The sequence below is a fragment of the Burkholderia sp. BCC1993 genome, from assembly GCF_905339865.1.
In the GTDB taxonomy this organism is placed as follows: domain Bacteria; phylum Pseudomonadota; class Gammaproteobacteria; order Burkholderiales; family Burkholderiaceae; genus Burkholderia.
The window spans coordinates 194070-209752 of the sequence record NZ_CAJPGZ010000017.1 but is presented as its reverse complement, the minus strand read 5'-3'; the positions used below and the strand labels follow the sequence as shown (position 1 = coordinate 209752).

Sequence of the window (15683 nt, the reverse complement as noted above, 5' to 3'; positions counted from 1 at the left end):
TCTATTTGAGTACGGGGTTTTCCTTGGCCGAGGCCGCGCGTCTCGGCGAGGCCTTCAACCTGGCGAATCGCCTGAACGCGTTCAATGCGGATTACCAGCTGAAGTACGTATCCGAAAGCGGGGGATTGCTGCAGTCGTCGTCCGGTGTGCAGATCGCCGCCGATCCACTCGGCGACGAGCATGGCCATCGTGCACTCGCGTTCTTTCATCTTCATGGTGAGCGCGCGTCGATCAACTGGGACGATGCGTTGCGGCGCCGCCTGAGCGACATCCGCCGCCATGCGCGCTGGATCGTCGATGCGATGGACCTGTCGACGCTCGCCGCGTCGCAGCGGCAGACGGACGCCGGTCACGCGCGGACCGATCGCACCCGCGGTGCGATGGCCACGATCGAACTGCAGGCCGGCGAGGCCGACGTGTTCGCGGGCGTGCTCGACATGTTCCGCGCCGATCTCGGCGACAGCGCCGCACAGGAGATCGCCAGCAACCTGATGCAGCCGGTCGAGCAGCGCTATGCGCAGTCGATGTGGGCGTTTCGCGAACTGAGCGCGAGCCCGTCGATCCGGATGTCGGTGCAGCGGCTGCGCGCGCAGAGCGCGAACCGCATTTCGGTTGCGGAAGTCGCGCAGACGGTCGCGATGAGCGAGCGCAATTTCCTGCGGCGCTTCAAGAAGGAAATCGGCGTGACGCCGACCGAGTTCGTGCAGCACGTGCGGCTCGAGCGCGCATGCCACATGCTGGTCCACACGACGCTGCCGGCCGACAAGGTCGCGCGGCGCACGGGCTTCGGCAGCGGCGAGCGTCTGGCCAAGCTGTTTCGCCAGCGCCTCCTGGTGTCGCCGACCGAATTTCGCGTCGCCGAGCGCGAGCGGATCCTGACGAACGGTGCCGGGACGCCGGACCCGCAGGCCGATCCGCAGCCCGCGCCGCGGCTCGCGACAGCCGACGGCGAGCGGGCGAGCCGGGGTGTGCGGCGACGCGCGTGAGCAAGCGGGGCGGATGACCGTAAAATCACCGTGTCGCGATCACGATCCCCGGTTTCCATGCCCTTGCTCCCCACTACCGCCACAGCCCCCTTCTGCCCGTCGGAAGTAAAGGGCAGCATCACGATCGACGCCGGCGCGTCGCGCTGGATGAAGCTCAAGCGCTTCTTCGGCCCGGGCCTGCTGGTCGCGATCGGATATATGGATCCCGGCAACTGGGCCACCGACATCCAGGCCGGCTCGCAATTCGGCTATGCGCTGCTGTGGGTCGTCGCGTTCTCGAGCCTCGCCGCGATCTTCCTGCAGATGCTCGCCGCGCGGCTCGGCCTCGTCGCGGGCAAGGATCTCGCGCAGGCCAGCTACGACCGCTATGGCACCTTCGGCCGCATCGTGCAGTGGGTGACCGCCGAGGTGTCGATCATCGCGTGCGACATCGCCGAAGTGCTCGGCTGCGCGCTCGCGTTCAAGCTGCTGCTCGGCGTGCCGCTCGCGTGGGGGATCGTGCTGACCGCGCTCGACACGGTGATCGTGCTCGGGCTGCAGGGCAAGGGCGTCCGGCAGATCGAGGCGATCGTGCTCGGGTTGATCGCGACGATGGCGTTCTGCTTCGTCGCGCAGGTCGCGATCACGCCGCCCGACTGGCATGCGGTCGCGAAGGGGCTCGTGCCGGGCAATCCGGGCCATGACCGCAAGGACGCGATCGTGCTCGCGCTCGGCATCGTCGGCGCGACGATCATGCCGCACAACCTGTATCTGCATTCGTCGGTCGTGCAGACGCGCCATGTCGTCGGCGGCGCGCGCGGCCTGATCCGCGACACGCTCGCGCTGGTGCGCATCGACACCTGCGTGTCGCTGTTCGTCGCGATGCTCGTCAATGCGGCGATCCTGGTCGTCGCGGGCGCGGCGTTCCATGCGACCGGCCAGCACGACGTGACCGACATCGAACAGGCATACCGGCTGATCACGCCGATCGCGGGCGGCGCGGCCGCGCTGCTGTTCGGCATCGCGCTGCTCGCGTCGGGGCAAAGCTCGACGCTGACCGGCACGATCGCCGGCCAGGTGATCATGGACGGCTTCCTGCATACGAAAATCCCGTGCTACCAGCGCCGGCTGATCACGCGCGGGCTCGCACTGGTGCCCGCACTGATCGGCGTGCTGTGGCTCGGCGAAAACTCGGTCGGGCAACTGCTCGTCTGGAGCCAGGTGCTGCTGAGCCTGCAGCTGCCGTTCGCGATGTGGCCGCTGATCCGGTCGGTCAGCGATCGCGGCACGATGGGCGAGCATGCGATCGGCCGCGGGATGCAGGCAGCCGCCTGGGTGCTGTTCGCCGTCATCACCGGCACGAACCTGCTGCTGATCACGGGTGTCGCGGGCTGATACAGCTTGTCACAGGCTGAAACAGGCGCGTGGCGCGCCTGCGTTAAACTGCGCCTTTTGCCAGCCGTTCGACGTCCGTCATGTGGAGTGAAATCAGCAACATCGGCGATGCCGCGCTGACCTTGCCGGTCGCGCTGACCTGCGCCGTCTGGCTCGCGCTGTCCGACTGGCGGCTCGCGGTGCGCTGGATCGCGCTGCTCGCGGCCGGCATGAGCCTGGTCGGGGCGACCAAGATTCTCTATGCGGGCTGCGGTGTCGAGATCCCGCAGTTCGATTTTCGCGTGATCAGCGGCCATACGATGCTGTCGACGTCCGTGTGGACCGTCGCGCTGTCGATGCTGTGGCAGGCATTCCGTCCGGGCAAGGCGCCGGGCGTGGCGGCCGGTCTTGCCGTCGGCGCGCTGACGGCCGTCGCGCGCGTGTTCGATCATTCGCACACGGTCCCGGAAGTCGTCGTCGGCTGGCTGCTCGGCGCGCTGGTCGCGCTGGTGTTCCTGCGCGCCTACCAGCGGGCGCACAAGCGCGCGTTCTCGCCGCGCATCGCGGCCGTCTGCCTGCTCCTCGTGTCCGGCATCGCGTACGGGCATCGCGCACCGTTCCAGCAGATGATCGACACGCATTCCCCGCAGTTCTGCGCGTTCATGCGCACGTCCGGCGACGGGTTCTGACGGCTGTTCATTGCCGCGCATCGGTGCGCCGGTGCCGGATGCGGTCGTCGCCATGGCGGCGGCGCCCCGAGTCCCGTCCCATTCGTTCTCCGTCATTGTCGAAAGCCGGTTCCCGGTCGTTGTCGAGCCGATATCGGCGATGATCGGCCGTGCTGCGCCCGCCCGTTCCGCCGCCCGCGGAGCCGAAGGTCATGAGCCATGTCTATGACCGGGCATTACGAAGATTCATTTCATCGATTGGCGGCAATCGCGTACGCTGGCGTTCGTTCGAGCGGGGCCGGCAGCGGCCGGCCGCCGGATTCGTCCGGCGCGGTGCGGCCGGCTCGCTATACTCGCGCATACCGCGCGGCCGTCGGCCGGCGCACGGCAACCGCCGTCGCGGCACCGGTCCGCCGCGACGATTCACGATAGGAGCAGGTCCCATGACAGTCGTTTCCTCGCGCCTCGCAGGCAAGTGCGCGTACATCACGGGCGCCGCCGGCGGCCTCGGCCGCGCGATCGCGCGCCGGATGGTCGAGCAGGGCGCGCGCGTGTTCCTGACCGACGTTGCCGACGCGGCGGTGCTCGACGACTTCGCGCACGAACTCAATGCGGGGCACGCGGCGCCGGTCGCGTTCGCGGCCACGCAGGACGTGCGCGACGAGGCGCGCTGGCAGGCGCTGCTCGCGCAGGCGGTCGATGCGATGGGCGGGCTGTCGGTGCTCGTCAACAACGCGGGTGTCGGCTCGATCGGCTCGCCCGCGCAGATCGAACTGGACGAATGGCGGCGCGTGATGGCGGTCAACGTCGAGAGCATCGTGCTCGGCTGCAAGCATGCGCTGTCGTATCTGGCCGAGAGCCATCCCGCCTCGATCATCAACATCTCGTCGGTGGCCGCGTTCAAGGTCGAGCCGGATTTCACCGCGTACAACGCGTCGAAGGCCGCGGTCGCGTCGCTGACGAAGTCGGTCGCGATCGATTGCGCGCGCCGCGAGATCGACGTGCGCTGCAATTCTATTCACCCGGCGTTCATTCGCACGGGGATCGTCGAGCCGCTGTTCCAGTCGCTCGGCGAACGCGATGCGACGCGCAAGCTCGCGCGCGGCATTCCGCTGCGCCGGCTCGGCGAACCGGACGACGTCGCGCATGCGGCCGTCTATCTGGCATCCGACGAAAGCCGCTTCGTGACGGCCGCCGAACTCGTGATCGACGGCGGCATGTGCGCGGTCTGACGCGCATCGATAACCCCAACCGGAGGAGAACATCGTGTCGACACCCGTGAACCGCCAACTGCTGCTGAAGACACGCCCGGAAGGGCGGGTCGGCCGCGAACACTTTTCGTTCGTCGAGACGCCGGTGCCGGCGCTCGCCGACGGTGAAGTGCTCGTGCGCGTGCTGTATCTGTCGATGGATCCGACCAACCGCGTGTGGATGAGCGACGTGCCGCAATACCTGCCGCCCGTCGCGATCGGCGAAGTGATGCGTGCGCTCGGCATCGGGCGCGTGGTCGCGTCGCGCCACGCGGGGTTCGCGCAAGGCGATCTCGTGCAGGGGCTGGTCGGCTGGCAGGACTATGCGGTCGTGCCGGCCGACCAGGCCGCGCAACTCGTGAAGCTGCCCGCGCAGTCGGGCCTGCCGCTGCCGACGCTGCTCGGCGCGTGCGGGATGAGTGGCCTGACCGCGTACTACGGGCTGACCGACATCGCGCCGGTGCAGCCCGGCGAGACGCTCGTCGTGTCGGCGGCGGCCGGGTCGGTCGGCTCGATCGCCGGCCAGATCGGCAAGATCCACGGTGCGCGCGTGGTGGGTATCGCGGGTGGCGCGGACAAGTGCCGCTACCTGACCGAGACGCTCGGCTTCGACGCGGCCGTCGACTACAAGGCCGACGATTTCCGTGAGCAGCTGAAGGCGGCGACGCCCGACGGCGTGCACGTGAACTTCGAGAACGTCGGCGGCGAGGTGATGCGCGCGGTGCTGTCGCGAATGGTGATCGGCGGACGCGTCGCGCTGTGCGGCGTGATCTCGAACTACAACAGCGGCCGCGCGGCGGACGACGTCGGCGTGCTGATCTCGAAGCGGATCACGATGCGCGGCTTCCTGATCCTCGACTACCGCAAGAGCCGCGAAGCGGTGCAGACGCTCGCAGGATGGCTGCGCGACGGCCGGCTCAAGGCCGAGGAAACCGTCGCCGACGGGCTCGAAAACGCCCCCGACGTGCTGAACCGACTGTTCGACGGCGACCATCGCGGCAAGCTCGTGCTGCGCGTCGATCCGGACGCATGAACGGCAGCGTTCGCGCGCCTTGAGTTCGAACAGGCGGACATCGATTTAGGACTTGTCCCATATATTGTTCCGGCCGCTCTCCTTAAAGTAATCGCCAGCAACCGGCGGCGTGACATGTGCGTCACGCCGCCGTTTTTATTTGCGCGGCGAGAAGGGAGGCGAAACATGCGAATGAATTCTGGGCAGGATGCATCGGCGGTGGTGTGCGATCGAACGATGCGACGCGTTGGCAACCGGCTGAGGATCGTCGCAATGGGGATCGGCATCGCGTGCGCGATGTCGGGTGCCGGCGCGGCTGGGCAGGCGAATGCAGGTGGCGTCATGCGATTCACCGGCGGACTCGTCGATCTGTACGACGTGACATTCGATGCGCCGTCGATCGACGCGTCAGCCAGCGCGATGGCGGCGACGCTCCGCTTCGATGCGCATGGCCGCCGCTTGCCCGGTGCGCATCTGGCGCTCGTGGGGCTGGACGGCCAGCCGGTTTCGCAGCCTGCGGGCGCGGCGGTTCGCGCAACCTGGCGCGATGCGCGCGACGATCGAGTCGTGCCGCTGGAAGCGGGTCGCGCGCATCGTGTCGGGCCGTATGGCGGCGTGCTGACGATCGCGGGGCCGGACATGGAAACGGGCGCCGTGGCGCCCGTCGTGATCAGGATTCGTCATCCGTGACGCGCGGCGTCATTCCCCCTGTTCGGCGCGCGCGTAGATGTCCCAGCTCGCCATGAACAGCGCGGCGACGAGCGGCCCGATCACGAAGCCGTTGATGCCGAACAGCGCCATCCCGCCGAGCGTCGAGATCAGCACGACCCAGTCGGGCATCTTCGTGTCCTTGCCGACGAGGATCGGGCGCAGCAGGTTGTCGACGAGGCCGATCACGCCGACGCAGAACGCGACGAGGATCACGCATTTCCAGATCGCGCCGATCGCGAGGAAGTAGAGCGCGGCGGGCACCCACACGAGGCTCGCGCCGATCGCCGGCAAGAGCGACAGGAACGCCATCAGCGCGCCCCACAGCACGACGCCTTCGATCCCGAGGATCCAGAAGATCAGGCCGCCGAGCGCGCCCTGCACGAGCGCGACCGCGATGTTGCCCTTCACGGTTGCGCGCACCACCGTCGTGAACTTCGCGAGCAGCAGGTTCTTGTGCTCTTCGTCGAGCGGTATCGCGCGGCGCACGCGGCGGCCGATCTCGCCGCCGTCGCGCAGCAGGAAGAACACCATGTACAGCATCACGCCGAAGCTGACGACGAACTGGAACGTGTTCTGGCCGATGCTGAGCGCCTGGGCCGCCGCGAACTGGCTGATCTGCGCGGCGCCATCGGTCAGCTTCTTCTGGATGCCGGGGATGTTGGTCAGCCCGTATTTCTGCAGCAGGTTCTGGATCGACGTCGGCAGCGCATGAATGATGTCATGGAAGTACTGCGAATAATTCGGCTGCGCGCTCTTCAGTTCCTGGTACACGTACGCGATTTCCTGCACGAGCGTCGCCATGACGAACACGAGCGGCAGGATCACGATCAGGATGATCAGCGACATCGTCACGAGCGCGGCCAGGTTGCGCCGCTTGCCGAAGCGTGCGGCGAGCCAGCGCTGCACCGGCTGGAACAGGATCGCGAGAATGGTGCCCCAGAAGACGGCGCCGGAGAACGGCGCGAGTATCCAGCACAGTCCGACGGTGACCGCGAACAGCAGGAAATAGAAGAATTTTTGGTGATCGTGTCCGCTATCCATGGATGGTTCGCGCAGATTGATGCCTGGTTTGATCGAATTTCATTGCCTCGGGCGCGATCGGCTCGCGAACGTCACGGATGTCGCGGCGAAGCGCGCGGCAGGGCGGCCCGATCGGCAGTATGCCCGCAAAGGTGCCGCCATCATACCCGCCGCGGGCGGCGCACGAGAAAACGCCGCGGCCGGGGCCGCGGCGTTGCCGGGAAGCGAACCGGCCCGGGGGCCGTGCCGCATCGTCAGATGTGGAGCCGGGTGACCTTGGTGCCGCTGACCGACAGATCACCCATCAGGCCCGCGTTGGTCAGCACCAGCACCTCGACCGGTGCGGTGGCCGTGTTGGAGTCGATCGCGCCGTTCGCGCCCATCTTCACGACCGCGACGGAGGCGTCGGCGCCGGCCGACCAGCCTTCGGACTTGCGGAACGAGTCGAGCGCATCCTGCGTCATGAACAGGAACACGATCGCCTTCGATTGCGCACCGGCCTGCAGGCCGACCGACAGCGACGACGTGTTGTAGTAGCCGACGGTGCTGCCGCCGACGCGCAGCGCGCCGTTGCCGGACTGGCCGCCGACGATGAGGCCGGCCTGCAGCACGTTCGGGAACACGAGCACGCCGCGCGATTTCGCAACGAGTTCACGCGAGCCCGGCACCGTCGAATAGAGGCGCGAGATCGTCGCGTTCACGCTCGCGTCGATCGACTCGCGTTTCGACGCGCTGGCCGATGCGTTGTCGGGTTTGTTGGGGGTGGTGGTGCAGCCGGCAAGTGCAAGACTGCCGAGCATGACGGCGGCGGCGGCTTTCAGGGCGAGGGATTTCTGCATGGCGTTTCTCCTTCGTTGTCGGGTGAGGAAGGACGGGACGGTCGCCCCGTTCAACGGCGGGAAAGGAGCAGGCCGGCGACGAACGCGAGGCCCGCGACGACGCCTGCGGTCTGCCATGGATTGTCGTGCACGGCTTGCGATACGCGTTCGGCCGAATCGCGCAGCCGCGCGACCGCGTTGCCCGACGCGTAGTCGAGCGTGCTGCGCGCTTCGTCGAGCCGCGACTGCACGCGCTTGCGCAGCGCGGCGATATCGCCGTCGCCGTCGTTCTTCAGCAGGTCTTCCAGTTCATCGACCAGCCCGCGCAGATCGTCGGACACGTCCGCATGCAGGTCGCGAGCCGCCGAGCGCGTCGTGCGTCCCACGCGCCGGCCGGTGCGACGGATGTCGGACAGGCCGCGGTCCAGCTTGTGTTCGATCGAGTCGGTGAGCGCCATGGTGTTTATCCTCCTTCGATTTGATTTGCAGGCTAATTTGAAGATAAGACGAATCCCAGCAACCAATGTGATTCACATCAGCCAATTGAGTTTCGAGACAAATTTTCAATTCGCCGGCAAATTTCCCGGGAAGCCCCGCGCAATGGGGCGGGGCGGCGGTTGAAAAAAATTCGCGCTTCGGGGCGAAGCGACCAGCAAGCCGTGGCGCGACGTGAAAGTCCGGTAAATATGGCGTCGCCCGATGCGCCAGGTAAATAGTGCCGTTGCACGCGTCATGCTGATGCAATTGCACTAATCTCCCGTTTCCTGGTGGAGCAGGGTTTGTGCCCGCGATGGCTCAGGTGGCGCCTTCGTCCGGCGCGAGGTCGATGACGACGGGATCGTGATCCGACGAGCGGTATGCATCGGGTGCGTAATAGGCCGCCCGTTGCGCCGCGGTTTTGTAATCGGGCACGGATTGCAGCGCGACCGGTTCGTCGGCATTGATGTGCCACGCATGCACGGCCTTCACGCGCGCGGCAAGCGGCGACGTGGCGAGTGCGTGGTCGAGGTTGCCCGCTTCGCCGCGGAATACATAGCTGTAGCCGGCGTTGCCGGCGAAGCGGGCGACGAGGTTCGTGTAGCCGCGCGATTCGAGCGCGCGCAGCGGGTCTTCCTTCGCATAGCTGTTCAGGTCGCCGATCAGCAGCACGCCGTCGGCCGCGGCGCCGGTCGGCGACGTGGCGAGCCACGCGGCGATGCGTTCGGCCGCACGCGTGCGCGTCGCGTTCCAGCAGCCCTGACCGTCCGACTGGTCGAGATCCGGGCCGGTCGCCCGTGGGCAGTTCTTCGATTTCAGGTGATTGACCGCGACCGTGAACGCGCGGGTGCCGCCAATGCGCCGGAACGTCTGCGCGAGCGGCGGGCGATTCCCGCCGTCGAGCGCGACGGTCGCGGCGCGCCCGACGGGTTCGATCGTCCGGCTGTCGTACAGCAGCGCGACCGCGATCGCATCGCGGCCGAGTCGCGCGGTCCCGGGGTCGACCGCGCGCCAGCCGTCGCCGAGCCGGGCCGCGAGACGCTGCACGGCGCTCGCGGGGCCGTGGCCGTTGTTCGCGATTTCCATCAGGCCGATCACGTCGGCGCGCAATGCGCGCAGCGCGGCGACGATCTTCGCTTCCTGGCGGGCGAAGACGGCGGGCGTCTTCGCGCCGCGATTGGCCGGATCGTCGAAGCCGCCGCCGGTTCCGTCGCCGTTGAAATAGTTGAAGACGTTGAACGACGCGACCCGCACGTCGGCCTGCGGATGCCGCGGCGGTGCATCGGTCCGCGGATTCGATGCGGCGTCGAAGACCGGCGCCGACGCCGGCACAGGCTGCAGTCGCCACGTGCCGTAGCGCTGCTCGAGCACACCTTCGACGCCGCGCACCGTGTAGCCCGCGCGCAGCGTGTTGGCGGCGCCCAGCGCAGGCGGCGGATAGCGGGCGGTCGCGGGGTTCACGCGGCTCGAACCGTCGTCGAGCACGATGCGGTTGCGGGCATTGGCCGCCGCCTGCGCGGTGGCGTCGGCCGGCGGCACCACGTGCGTCGGCATGTAGAGGCGACCGTGGCTGAGCACGATGCTGCCGTAGCGGCCGAGGTCGTAGGTATCGCTGACGGTCAGCGTTTGCGGAAAGCGCACGCGCATGCCTTCATGCGCGGCGAAGACGGACTCGCTGTCGACCGGCAGCGCGAGCGCAGCCGGCGTGACGGTCTGCCCGTGCGCGCAGACGGCCACGCGGCCCGACAGTGCCAGTTGCGTGCGGCCGTACTTCTGCTCGATCCTGCCGGTGACGTGCACGCGTTCGCCCGGGCGGACACGCGCGTGCGGCGCGTAGACGAACAGGCCTTCCGGGACGCCCGGCCGGTGGCGCCGCTGCGCATCCGCCTGCTGGACGAAGAATCCGCCGAAGCCGTCGACGCCGCCGAATGCCGCGGTGACGATCGCTTCGATCGACGCGGTGCGCCCGGCCAGCGGCGACCGGCCGCCGGAATGCCGGAGGTCGGCGATCGCCGTCGTGGGGCCGCCGCAGCCCGCGCTGACCGGCAGCGCGGTGGTGGCGGCGGTGGCGGCCGGCGCTGAAAGGCCAAACGCGGCAAACGGGGCGAGCGATGCGGCGAGCGCGAGCGGCGGCAGCAGGCGTGACATGGAGTGCTCCACAGGAAGAAAATTCGAAGGTTCGGGCAAGCATCTTGACGGCAAAATCGCGTGCTGCGATCGAATTGGCCATCAGGCCAGTGTCGAACGGCCAACGATGACGGCAGGGCCGCCCGGGGCTGTTACGCTGCGCATCTGACGTGTCATTCCGGCCTGCGATCCGAACGCTTTTTGCGCACGGCCCCCACTGGAGATTTCCATGTCCTACATGCTGTTGATTGTCGAACCGACCGGCCAGCGCGCCGAACGCACGCTCGAGGAGGGGCAGGCGCTGTACGCGCGGATGGTCGATTTCGCGCAGACGCTGAAGGCGCGCGGCGTGCTGCGCGGCGTCGAGTCGCTCGAGCGCTCGGAGCGCGCGACGCGTGTGCAGGTGCGCGACGGCGAGACGCGCTTCGTCGACGGCCCGTTCGCCGAGGCGAAGGAAATGGTCGGCGGGTTCTTCATCGTCGACGTCGACACGCGCGACGAAGCGATCGAGATCGCGCGCCAGTGCCCGGCCGCGCAATGGTGCACGGTCGAAGTGCGCGCGGTCGGCCCATGCTTCCTGTGACGGCTGCGGCTCGGTGTTAACCCGGATTCGTCGCGCCGTATGTCGATCCGGCAGTCTGCCGCCCGTCGTAGGGATAAGGCGCCGATGAACGGACGCCCCTTTCCACCGATGACAAGGAGTGAACGATGCGATTCATGATCATGATCCGGGCGAACGCCGTCAGCGAATCCGATGCATTGCCGGACAACCGGCTGGTCGAGGCGATGACGGTCTATCACGAGGAGCTGGCCAAGGCCGGCGTGCTGCTCGATGCGAACGGCCTGCGGCCGAGCGCGCGCGGCTGGCGCGTGCGCTACACCGGCGGCAAGGGCACGGTGGTCGACGGCCCGTTCGCGGAGACGAAGGAGCTGATTGCCGGCTATACGCTGATCCAGGTGCGCTCGCGCGACGAGGCGCTCGAATGGACGCGCCGGTTTCCCGCGCCGTTCGGTGCGGAGATGGACTGCGAGATCGAGGTGCGGCCGCTGTTCGAACTCGACGACCTGACACCCAGCGAGGCAGTCGAGCGGTTCCGCGAACTCAATGTCGGACACGGCCACGCCTGAATCCACCCGAAGCCAATCCCACCGGAGCACCCGTCATGCACAAGATGGTTTTCATCAACCTGCCCGTGGCCGACCTGCCGCGCTCGAAGACGTTCTACCAGGCACTCGGTTTCGAAGTCGTACCGGCCTATACCAACGATCAGGCTGCCTGCATCAAGATCAGCGACACGATTTTCGCGATGCTGCTCGTGCGGCCGTTTTTCCAAACCTTCACCGGCAAGACCATCGTCGATCCGGCGACGCAGGTGCAGGCGCTGTCGTGCCTGTCGTGCGACAGCCGCGCCGAGGTCGACGCGATCGTCGCGAAGGCACTCGCTGCCGGCGGGTCCGCGCCGCAAGCGCCGCGTGAGTATCCGAACATGTACGGCCACGGGTTCGACGATCCGGACGGCCACGCATGGGAGCTGATGGCCATGCCGCTGGATGCGTCCGCCCAGGGGCAAGCGTCGTGACGCGTGAGGCGACTCACCGTGCGATCGAAGCGGTCTGGCGGATCGAGGCGCCCAAGATCATCGCGCGCGCCGCGCGCGTGGTGCGCGACGTCGGCGTGGCCGAGGAACTGGCGCAGGACACGCTCGTCGCGGCGCTGGAGCACTGGCCCGTCGACGGCGTGCCCGACAATCCGGCCGCGTGGCTGATGACGGCCGTGAAGCGGCGCGCGCTCGACCGGGTCCGGCAGGAGTCGCTGCATGCGGCGAAGCGCGACCAGCTCGGCCATGAAATGGACGCGCTCGAAGCGCACGTCGTCCCCGACATCGCGGAGGCGCTCGCCGACGCGCGCGACGACGATATCGGCGACGACCTGCTGCGGCTGATCTTCACGTCGTGCCATCCGGTGCTGTCGACCGATGCGCGCGTCGCGCTGACGTTGCGGCTGCTCGGCGGGCTGACCACGAACGAGATCGCGCGTGCGTTCCTGTCGCCCGAGCCGACGATCGCGCAGCGCATCGTGCGCGCGAAGCGCACGCTCGCGGCGGCGCGCGTGCCGTTCGAGGTGCCGGCCGCCGACGCGCGGCCCGCGCGGCTCGCGTCGGTGCTCGAAGTGATCTATCTCGTGTTCAACGAAGGCCATGCGGCGACCGCGGGCGACGACTGGACGCGCCCGGCGCTGTGCGACGAGGCGCTGCGTCTCGGCCGCGTGCTCGCCGGGCTCGTGCCGGACGAAAGCGAAGTGCTCGGGCTCGTCGCGCTGATGGAACTGCAGGCGTCGCGCATGCATGCGCGGACCGATGCGCAGGGGCGGCCCGTGCTGCTGCTCGACCAGGACCGCAGCCGCTGGGATCCGCTGCTGATCCGGCGCGGCCTCGCGGCGCTCGAGCGGGCGACGAAGCTCGGCGGCGTGCGCGGCCCGTATGCGCTGCAGGCCGCGCTGGCGGCGTGCCATGCACGCGCGCGGCACGCGTCGGACACGGACTGGGCGCAGATCGTCGCGTTGTACGACGCGCTCGCCGAAGTCGCGCCGTCGCCGGTCGTCGAGCTGAACCGCGCGGTGGCGGTGGGGATGGAGTTCGGGCCTGCCGCGGCGCTGGAAATCGTCGACGTGCTGCGCGACGATCCGGCGCTCGCGCGCTATCACTGGTTGCCGAGCGTGCGCGGTGACCTGCTCGCGAAACTCGGCCGCGCCGACGAGGCGAAGGTCGAGTTCCGCCGCGCGGCGGAATTGACCCGCAACGAGCGCGAGAGGGAATTGCTGCTGAAGCGCGCGACGGATGCGTGATGCAGACGGGCGACGCCGGTGTGCGTACACCGCGCGTCGCATCGAACGCCGAACGCCAAACGCCGAACGCCGAACGCCGAACGCCGAACGCCGAACGCCGAACGCCGAACGCCAAACGCCAAACGCCAAACGCCAAACGCCAAACGCCAAACGCCAAACGCCAAACGCCAAACGCCAAACGCCAAACGCCAAACGCCAAACGCCAAACGCCAAACGCCAAACGCCAAACGAAACGCCAAACGAAACGCCAAACGAAACGCCGAACGAAACGCCGAACGAAACGCCGAACGAAACGCCACCCCCAGCCACCGCCCCGCCTCCACCCGCCACCCGTCCCTCATTCCCGCTCCCCGCTATCGCACGGATTGAAAAAGCCTATTGGGGGATGCGAACGCCAGCGCCTAGATTAAAAGGCACGAAGCGTGCGTGTCCGGCGTACGCATCGTTCCCCATATCCATCATCGGCCCGGCTTCGCACGCGGCCGCGCCGACTCGAACGGAGGCGCAAATGGCTCAACTCAAGGGCAGCAAGACCGAAGAGAATCTGAAGTTCGCATTCGCGGGCGAATCGCAAGCGAACCGGCGCTATCTGTATTTCGCTTCGAAGGCCGACGTCGAAGGTCAGAACGACGTCGCCGCGCTGTTCCGCTCGACTGCCGAAGGCGAAACGGGCCATGCGCACGGTCACCTCGAATACCTCGAAGCAGTCGGCGATCCGGCGACGGGGCTGCCGTTCGGCTCGTCGCGGCTGAACCTCGAATCGGCGATTGCCGGCGAGACGCACGAGTACACCGACATGTATCCGGGCATGGCGAAGACGGCGCGCGACGAAGGCTTCGACGAAATCGCGAACTGGTTCGAGACGCTCGCGAAGGCCGAACGCAGCCACGCGAACCGCTATACGAAAGCGCTGGACGCGCTCGTCGACTGACGCGGGCTCCGCCCCAAGGCTGCACGGCCCGGCCGGGCAGGTCCCGCGTCCGGCCGTGCGTTGATCGCTGCCCGCGCCGCGCGGGCGGCGCGTTCGCGCGCATGCGCGCCACGCTGGAGCGCCTCATGCCCCACAAGGAAGGCAGTCTCGAAGCCCCGACCCGGCATCCGCTCGACTGGCAGTCCGAAGCGTTCTACGACCAGGCCGCGATCGATACGGAAATGACGCGCGTGTTCGACATCTGCGCCGGTTGCCGGCGCTGCGTGTCGCTGTGCGGCGCGTTTCCCACGCTGTTCGATCTCGTCGACGACACGCCGACGGGCGACATCGAGGAAGTGCCGAAGGACGCGTTCGGCAAGGTCGTCGACCAGTGCTACCTGTGCGACCTCTGCTACATGACGAAATGCCCGTACGTGCCGCCGCACGCATGGAACGTCGACTTCCCGCACCTGATGCTGCGCGGCAAGGCGGCGCGCTACAAGCGCGGCGAAGCGCCGTTGCGCGACAAGGTGCTGTCGAACACCGACGCGCTCGGCCATTTCGCGGGCATTCCGATCGTCACGCAGACGGTGAACGCGGTCAATCGCACGCCGCCCGCGCGCCACGCGCTGGAAGCGGCGCTCGGCGTCGATCGCAACGCATGGCTGCCGGAATTCGCGCCGCGCAAGTTCCGGCGCGCGGCGAAGCGTTCGGACGGCCCGCCGGTTCGCGACGGCGAACGCACGCCCGGCAAGGTCGCGATCTACGCGACGTGCTACGTGAACTTCAACGAGCCGGGCATCGGCCACGACCTGCTCGCGATCCTCGCGCACAACGAGATCCCGTACGAGCTCGTCACGCGCGAAGCGTGCTGCGGGATGCCGCTCCTCGAGCAGGGCAATCTCGCGGGTGTCGCCGCGAAGAAGGCCGTGAACATGCCGGTGCTGGAGCGCTATGCGCGCGAAGGCTATGCGCTGATCGGCGCGATCCCGAGCTGCGTGCTGATGTACAAGAGCGAACTGCCGCTGATGTTCCCCGGCGACGAAGCGGTGCGCGCGGTGGCCGATGCATTCTGGGATCCGTTCGAGTACGTGATCGCGCGGCATCGCGACGGTTTGCTGAAGACCGATTTCAAGCAGGGCCTCGGCACCGTGTCGTATCACGTGCCGTGCCACGCGCGCGTGCAGAACATCGGCCGCAAGACGGCCGACACGCTGTCGCTCGTGCCCGATACGCGCGTGAACGTCGTCGAGCGCTGTTCGGGGCACGCGGGCACGTTCGGCGTGAAGAAGGCCTTCCATGCGGACGCGATGCGGATCGGCGCGCCGGTGTTCAAGGCGATGGCCGAGCCGAAGCCGGATTTCGTGTCGTCGGACTGCGCGCTCGCCGGCCATCACATCGTGCAGGGCATCGACGAGAAAGGGTTGCCGGCCGCGCCGCTCGCGCATCCGCTGACGCTGCTGCGCCGCGCGTACGGCATCTGAACCGGCCGCTCCACGACGACAT

Annotated in this window: 16 protein-coding genes and 1 pseudogene; 12 read left to right on the top strand and 5 right to left on the bottom strand. The window is 68.0% G+C overall.

The window, feature by feature from the left end:
- The first annotated feature begins 23 nt into the window (after positions 1-23).
- The 3 genes and pseudogenes from U4Y91_RS27520 to U4Y91_RS27510 all read left to right on the top strand — a co-directional run bounded on the left by U4Y91_RS27520 (position 24) and on the right by U4Y91_RS27510 (position 3028).
- Positions 24-1095, top strand: a pseudogene (locus U4Y91_RS27520) (helix-turn-helix domain-containing protein).
- Positions 1044-2360: an Nramp family divalent metal transporter gene (locus U4Y91_RS27515; RefSeq protein WP_321807731.1), complete on the top strand. Its 1317-nt coding sequence runs from the start codon at positions 1044-1046 to the stop codon at positions 2358-2360. The pseudogene U4Y91_RS27520 and the gene U4Y91_RS27515 overlap by 52 nt, the downstream one beginning before the upstream one ends.
- Positions 2361-2440: 80 nt before the next feature.
- Positions 2441-3028 carry a phosphatase PAP2 family protein gene (locus tag U4Y91_RS27510; RefSeq protein WP_321807730.1) on the top strand — a complete coding sequence of 196 codons (588 nt, stop codon included), beginning with the start codon at positions 2441-2443 and terminating at the stop codon, positions 3026-3028.
- Positions 3029-3035: 7 nt separating this feature from the next.
- Here U4Y91_RS27510 and U4Y91_RS27505 read toward each other — a convergent pair whose 3' ends face one another.
- Entirely contained in the window at positions 3036-3221 is a 186-nt protein-coding gene (locus tag U4Y91_RS27505) for a hypothetical protein (protein WP_321807729.1), read from the bottom strand.
- A gap of 229 nt (positions 3222-3450) precedes the next feature.
- Here U4Y91_RS27505 and U4Y91_RS27500 point away from each other — a divergent pair, with 229 nt between their 5' ends.
- From U4Y91_RS27500 to U4Y91_RS27490, 3 genes are all read left to right on the top strand, one after another.
- On the top strand, positions 3451-4239 hold the full coding sequence (locus U4Y91_RS27500) for an SDR family oxidoreductase (protein WP_321807728.1): 789 nt from the start codon (positions 3451-3453) through the stop codon (positions 4237-4239).
- 34 nt (positions 4240-4273) lie between these two features.
- The gene (locus U4Y91_RS27495; RefSeq protein WP_321807727.1) at positions 4274-5290 is read left to right on the top strand and encodes an NADP-dependent oxidoreductase; all 1017 of its coding nucleotides are present in this window, start codon (positions 4274-4276) and stop codon (positions 5288-5290) included.
- A gap of 165 nt (positions 5291-5455) precedes the next feature.
- Positions 5456-5959, top strand: coding sequence for a thioesterase (locus U4Y91_RS27490; RefSeq protein ID WP_415750504.1), 504 nt, complete (start codon positions 5456-5458; stop codon positions 5957-5959).
- Positions 5960-5968: 9 nt separating this feature from the next.
- On the opposite strand, the gene U4Y91_RS27485 is transcribed toward U4Y91_RS27490, so the two are convergent.
- The 4 genes from U4Y91_RS27485 to U4Y91_RS27470 all read right to left on the bottom strand — a co-directional run bounded on the left by U4Y91_RS27485 (position 5969) and on the right by U4Y91_RS27470 (position 10443).
- Positions 5969-7021 carry an AI-2E family transporter gene (locus U4Y91_RS27485; protein WP_321807725.1) on the bottom strand — a complete coding sequence of 351 codons (1053 nt, stop codon included), beginning with the start codon at positions 7019-7021 and terminating at the stop codon, positions 5969-5971.
- A 233-nt stretch (positions 7022-7254) separates the two neighbouring features.
- Positions 7255-7839, bottom strand: coding sequence for a YSC84-related protein (locus tag U4Y91_RS27480; protein WP_321807724.1), 585 nt, complete (start codon positions 7837-7839; stop codon positions 7255-7257).
- 50 nt (positions 7840-7889) lie between these two features.
- Positions 7890-8276: a DUF883 family protein gene (locus tag U4Y91_RS27475; protein WP_321807723.1), complete on the bottom strand. Its 387-nt coding sequence runs from the start codon at positions 8274-8276 to the stop codon at positions 7890-7892.
- 337 nt (positions 8277-8613) lie between these two features.
- Positions 8614-10443, bottom strand: a complete 1830-nt coding sequence (locus U4Y91_RS27470) for an ExeM/NucH family extracellular endonuclease (RefSeq protein ID WP_321807722.1) — start codon at positions 10441-10443, stop codon at positions 8614-8616.
- Between the two features lie 208 nt (positions 10444-10651).
- Between U4Y91_RS27470 and U4Y91_RS27465 the strand changes: the two genes are divergently transcribed.
- The 6 genes from U4Y91_RS27465 (at position 10652) to U4Y91_RS27440 (ending at position 15661) form a co-directional block, all read left to right on the top strand.
- On the top strand, positions 10652-11005 hold the full coding sequence (locus U4Y91_RS27465) for a YciI family protein (RefSeq protein WP_321807721.1): 354 nt from the start codon (positions 10652-10654) through the stop codon (positions 11003-11005).
- Positions 11006-11130: 125 nt separating this feature from the next.
- The gene (locus U4Y91_RS27460) at positions 11131-11550 is read left to right on the top strand and encodes a YciI family protein (protein ID WP_257770623.1); all 420 of its coding nucleotides are present in this window, start codon (positions 11131-11133) and stop codon (positions 11548-11550) included.
- 35 nt (positions 11551-11585) lie between these two features.
- On the top strand, positions 11586-12002 hold the full coding sequence (locus U4Y91_RS27455) for a VOC family protein (RefSeq protein ID WP_044846608.1): 417 nt from the start codon (positions 11586-11588) through the stop codon (positions 12000-12002).
- A complete protein-coding gene (locus U4Y91_RS27450) occupies positions 11999-13267 on the top strand; it encodes an RNA polymerase sigma factor (protein WP_321807720.1) in 1269 nt (422 codons plus the stop codon). Before U4Y91_RS27455 ends, U4Y91_RS27450 begins: the two co-directional genes overlap by 4 nt.
- A 508-nt stretch (positions 13268-13775) precedes the next feature.
- On the top strand, positions 13776-14198 hold the full coding sequence (locus tag U4Y91_RS27445; protein WP_014900079.1) for a rubrerythrin family protein: 423 nt from the start codon (positions 13776-13778) through the stop codon (positions 14196-14198).
- Between the two features lie 125 nt (positions 14199-14323).
- Complete coding sequence (locus tag U4Y91_RS27440) at positions 14324-15661, top strand: heterodisulfide reductase-related iron-sulfur binding cluster (RefSeq protein WP_321807719.1); 1338 nt, start codon at positions 14324-14326, stop codon at positions 15659-15661.
- Positions 15662-15683 lie beyond the last annotated feature (22 nt).

Excerpts from the sequence above, each read along its gene's own strand:
- U4Y91_RS27515 (WP_321807731.1), top strand. The coding sequence starts at position 1,044 with ATGCCCTTGCTCCCCACTACCGCCACAGCCCCCTTCTGCCCGTCGGAA.
- U4Y91_RS27510 (WP_321807730.1), top strand. The coding sequence starts at position 2,441 with ATGTGGAGTGAAATCAGCAACATCGGCGATGCCGCGCTGACCTTGCCG.
- U4Y91_RS27505 (WP_321807729.1), bottom strand. The coding sequence starts at position 3,221 with ATGACCTTCGGCTCCGCGGGCGGCGGAACGGGCGGGCGCAGCACGGCC.
- U4Y91_RS27500 (WP_321807728.1), top strand. The coding sequence starts at position 3,451 with ATGACAGTCGTTTCCTCGCGCCTCGCAGGCAAGTGCGCGTACATCACG.
- U4Y91_RS27490 (WP_415750504.1), top strand. The coding sequence starts at position 5,456 with ATGCGAATGAATTCTGGGCAGGATGCATCGGCGGTGGTGTGCGATCGA.
- U4Y91_RS27485 (WP_321807725.1), bottom strand. The coding sequence starts at position 7,021 with ATGGATAGCGGACACGATCACCAAAAATTCTTCTATTTCCTGCTGTTC.
- U4Y91_RS27480 (WP_321807724.1), bottom strand. The coding sequence starts at position 7,839 with ATGCAGAAATCCCTCGCCCTGAAAGCCGCCGCCGCCGTCATGCTCGGC.
- U4Y91_RS27475 (WP_321807723.1), bottom strand. The coding sequence starts at position 8,276 with ATGGCGCTCACCGACTCGATCGAACACAAGCTGGACCGCGGCCTGTCC.
- U4Y91_RS27470 (WP_321807722.1), bottom strand. The coding sequence starts at position 10,443 with ATGTCACGCCTGCTGCCGCCGCTCGCGCTCGCCGCATCGCTCGCCCCG.
- U4Y91_RS27465 (WP_321807721.1), top strand. The coding sequence starts at position 10,652 with ATGTCCTACATGCTGTTGATTGTCGAACCGACCGGCCAGCGCGCCGAA.
- U4Y91_RS27460 (WP_257770623.1), top strand. The coding sequence starts at position 11,131 with ATGCGATTCATGATCATGATCCGGGCGAACGCCGTCAGCGAATCCGAT.
- U4Y91_RS27455 (WP_044846608.1), top strand. The coding sequence starts at position 11,586 with ATGCACAAGATGGTTTTCATCAACCTGCCCGTGGCCGACCTGCCGCGC.
- U4Y91_RS27445 (WP_014900079.1), top strand. The coding sequence starts at position 13,776 with ATGGCTCAACTCAAGGGCAGCAAGACCGAAGAGAATCTGAAGTTCGCA.
- U4Y91_RS27440 (WP_321807719.1), top strand. The coding sequence starts at position 14,324 with ATGCCCCACAAGGAAGGCAGTCTCGAAGCCCCGACCCGGCATCCGCTC.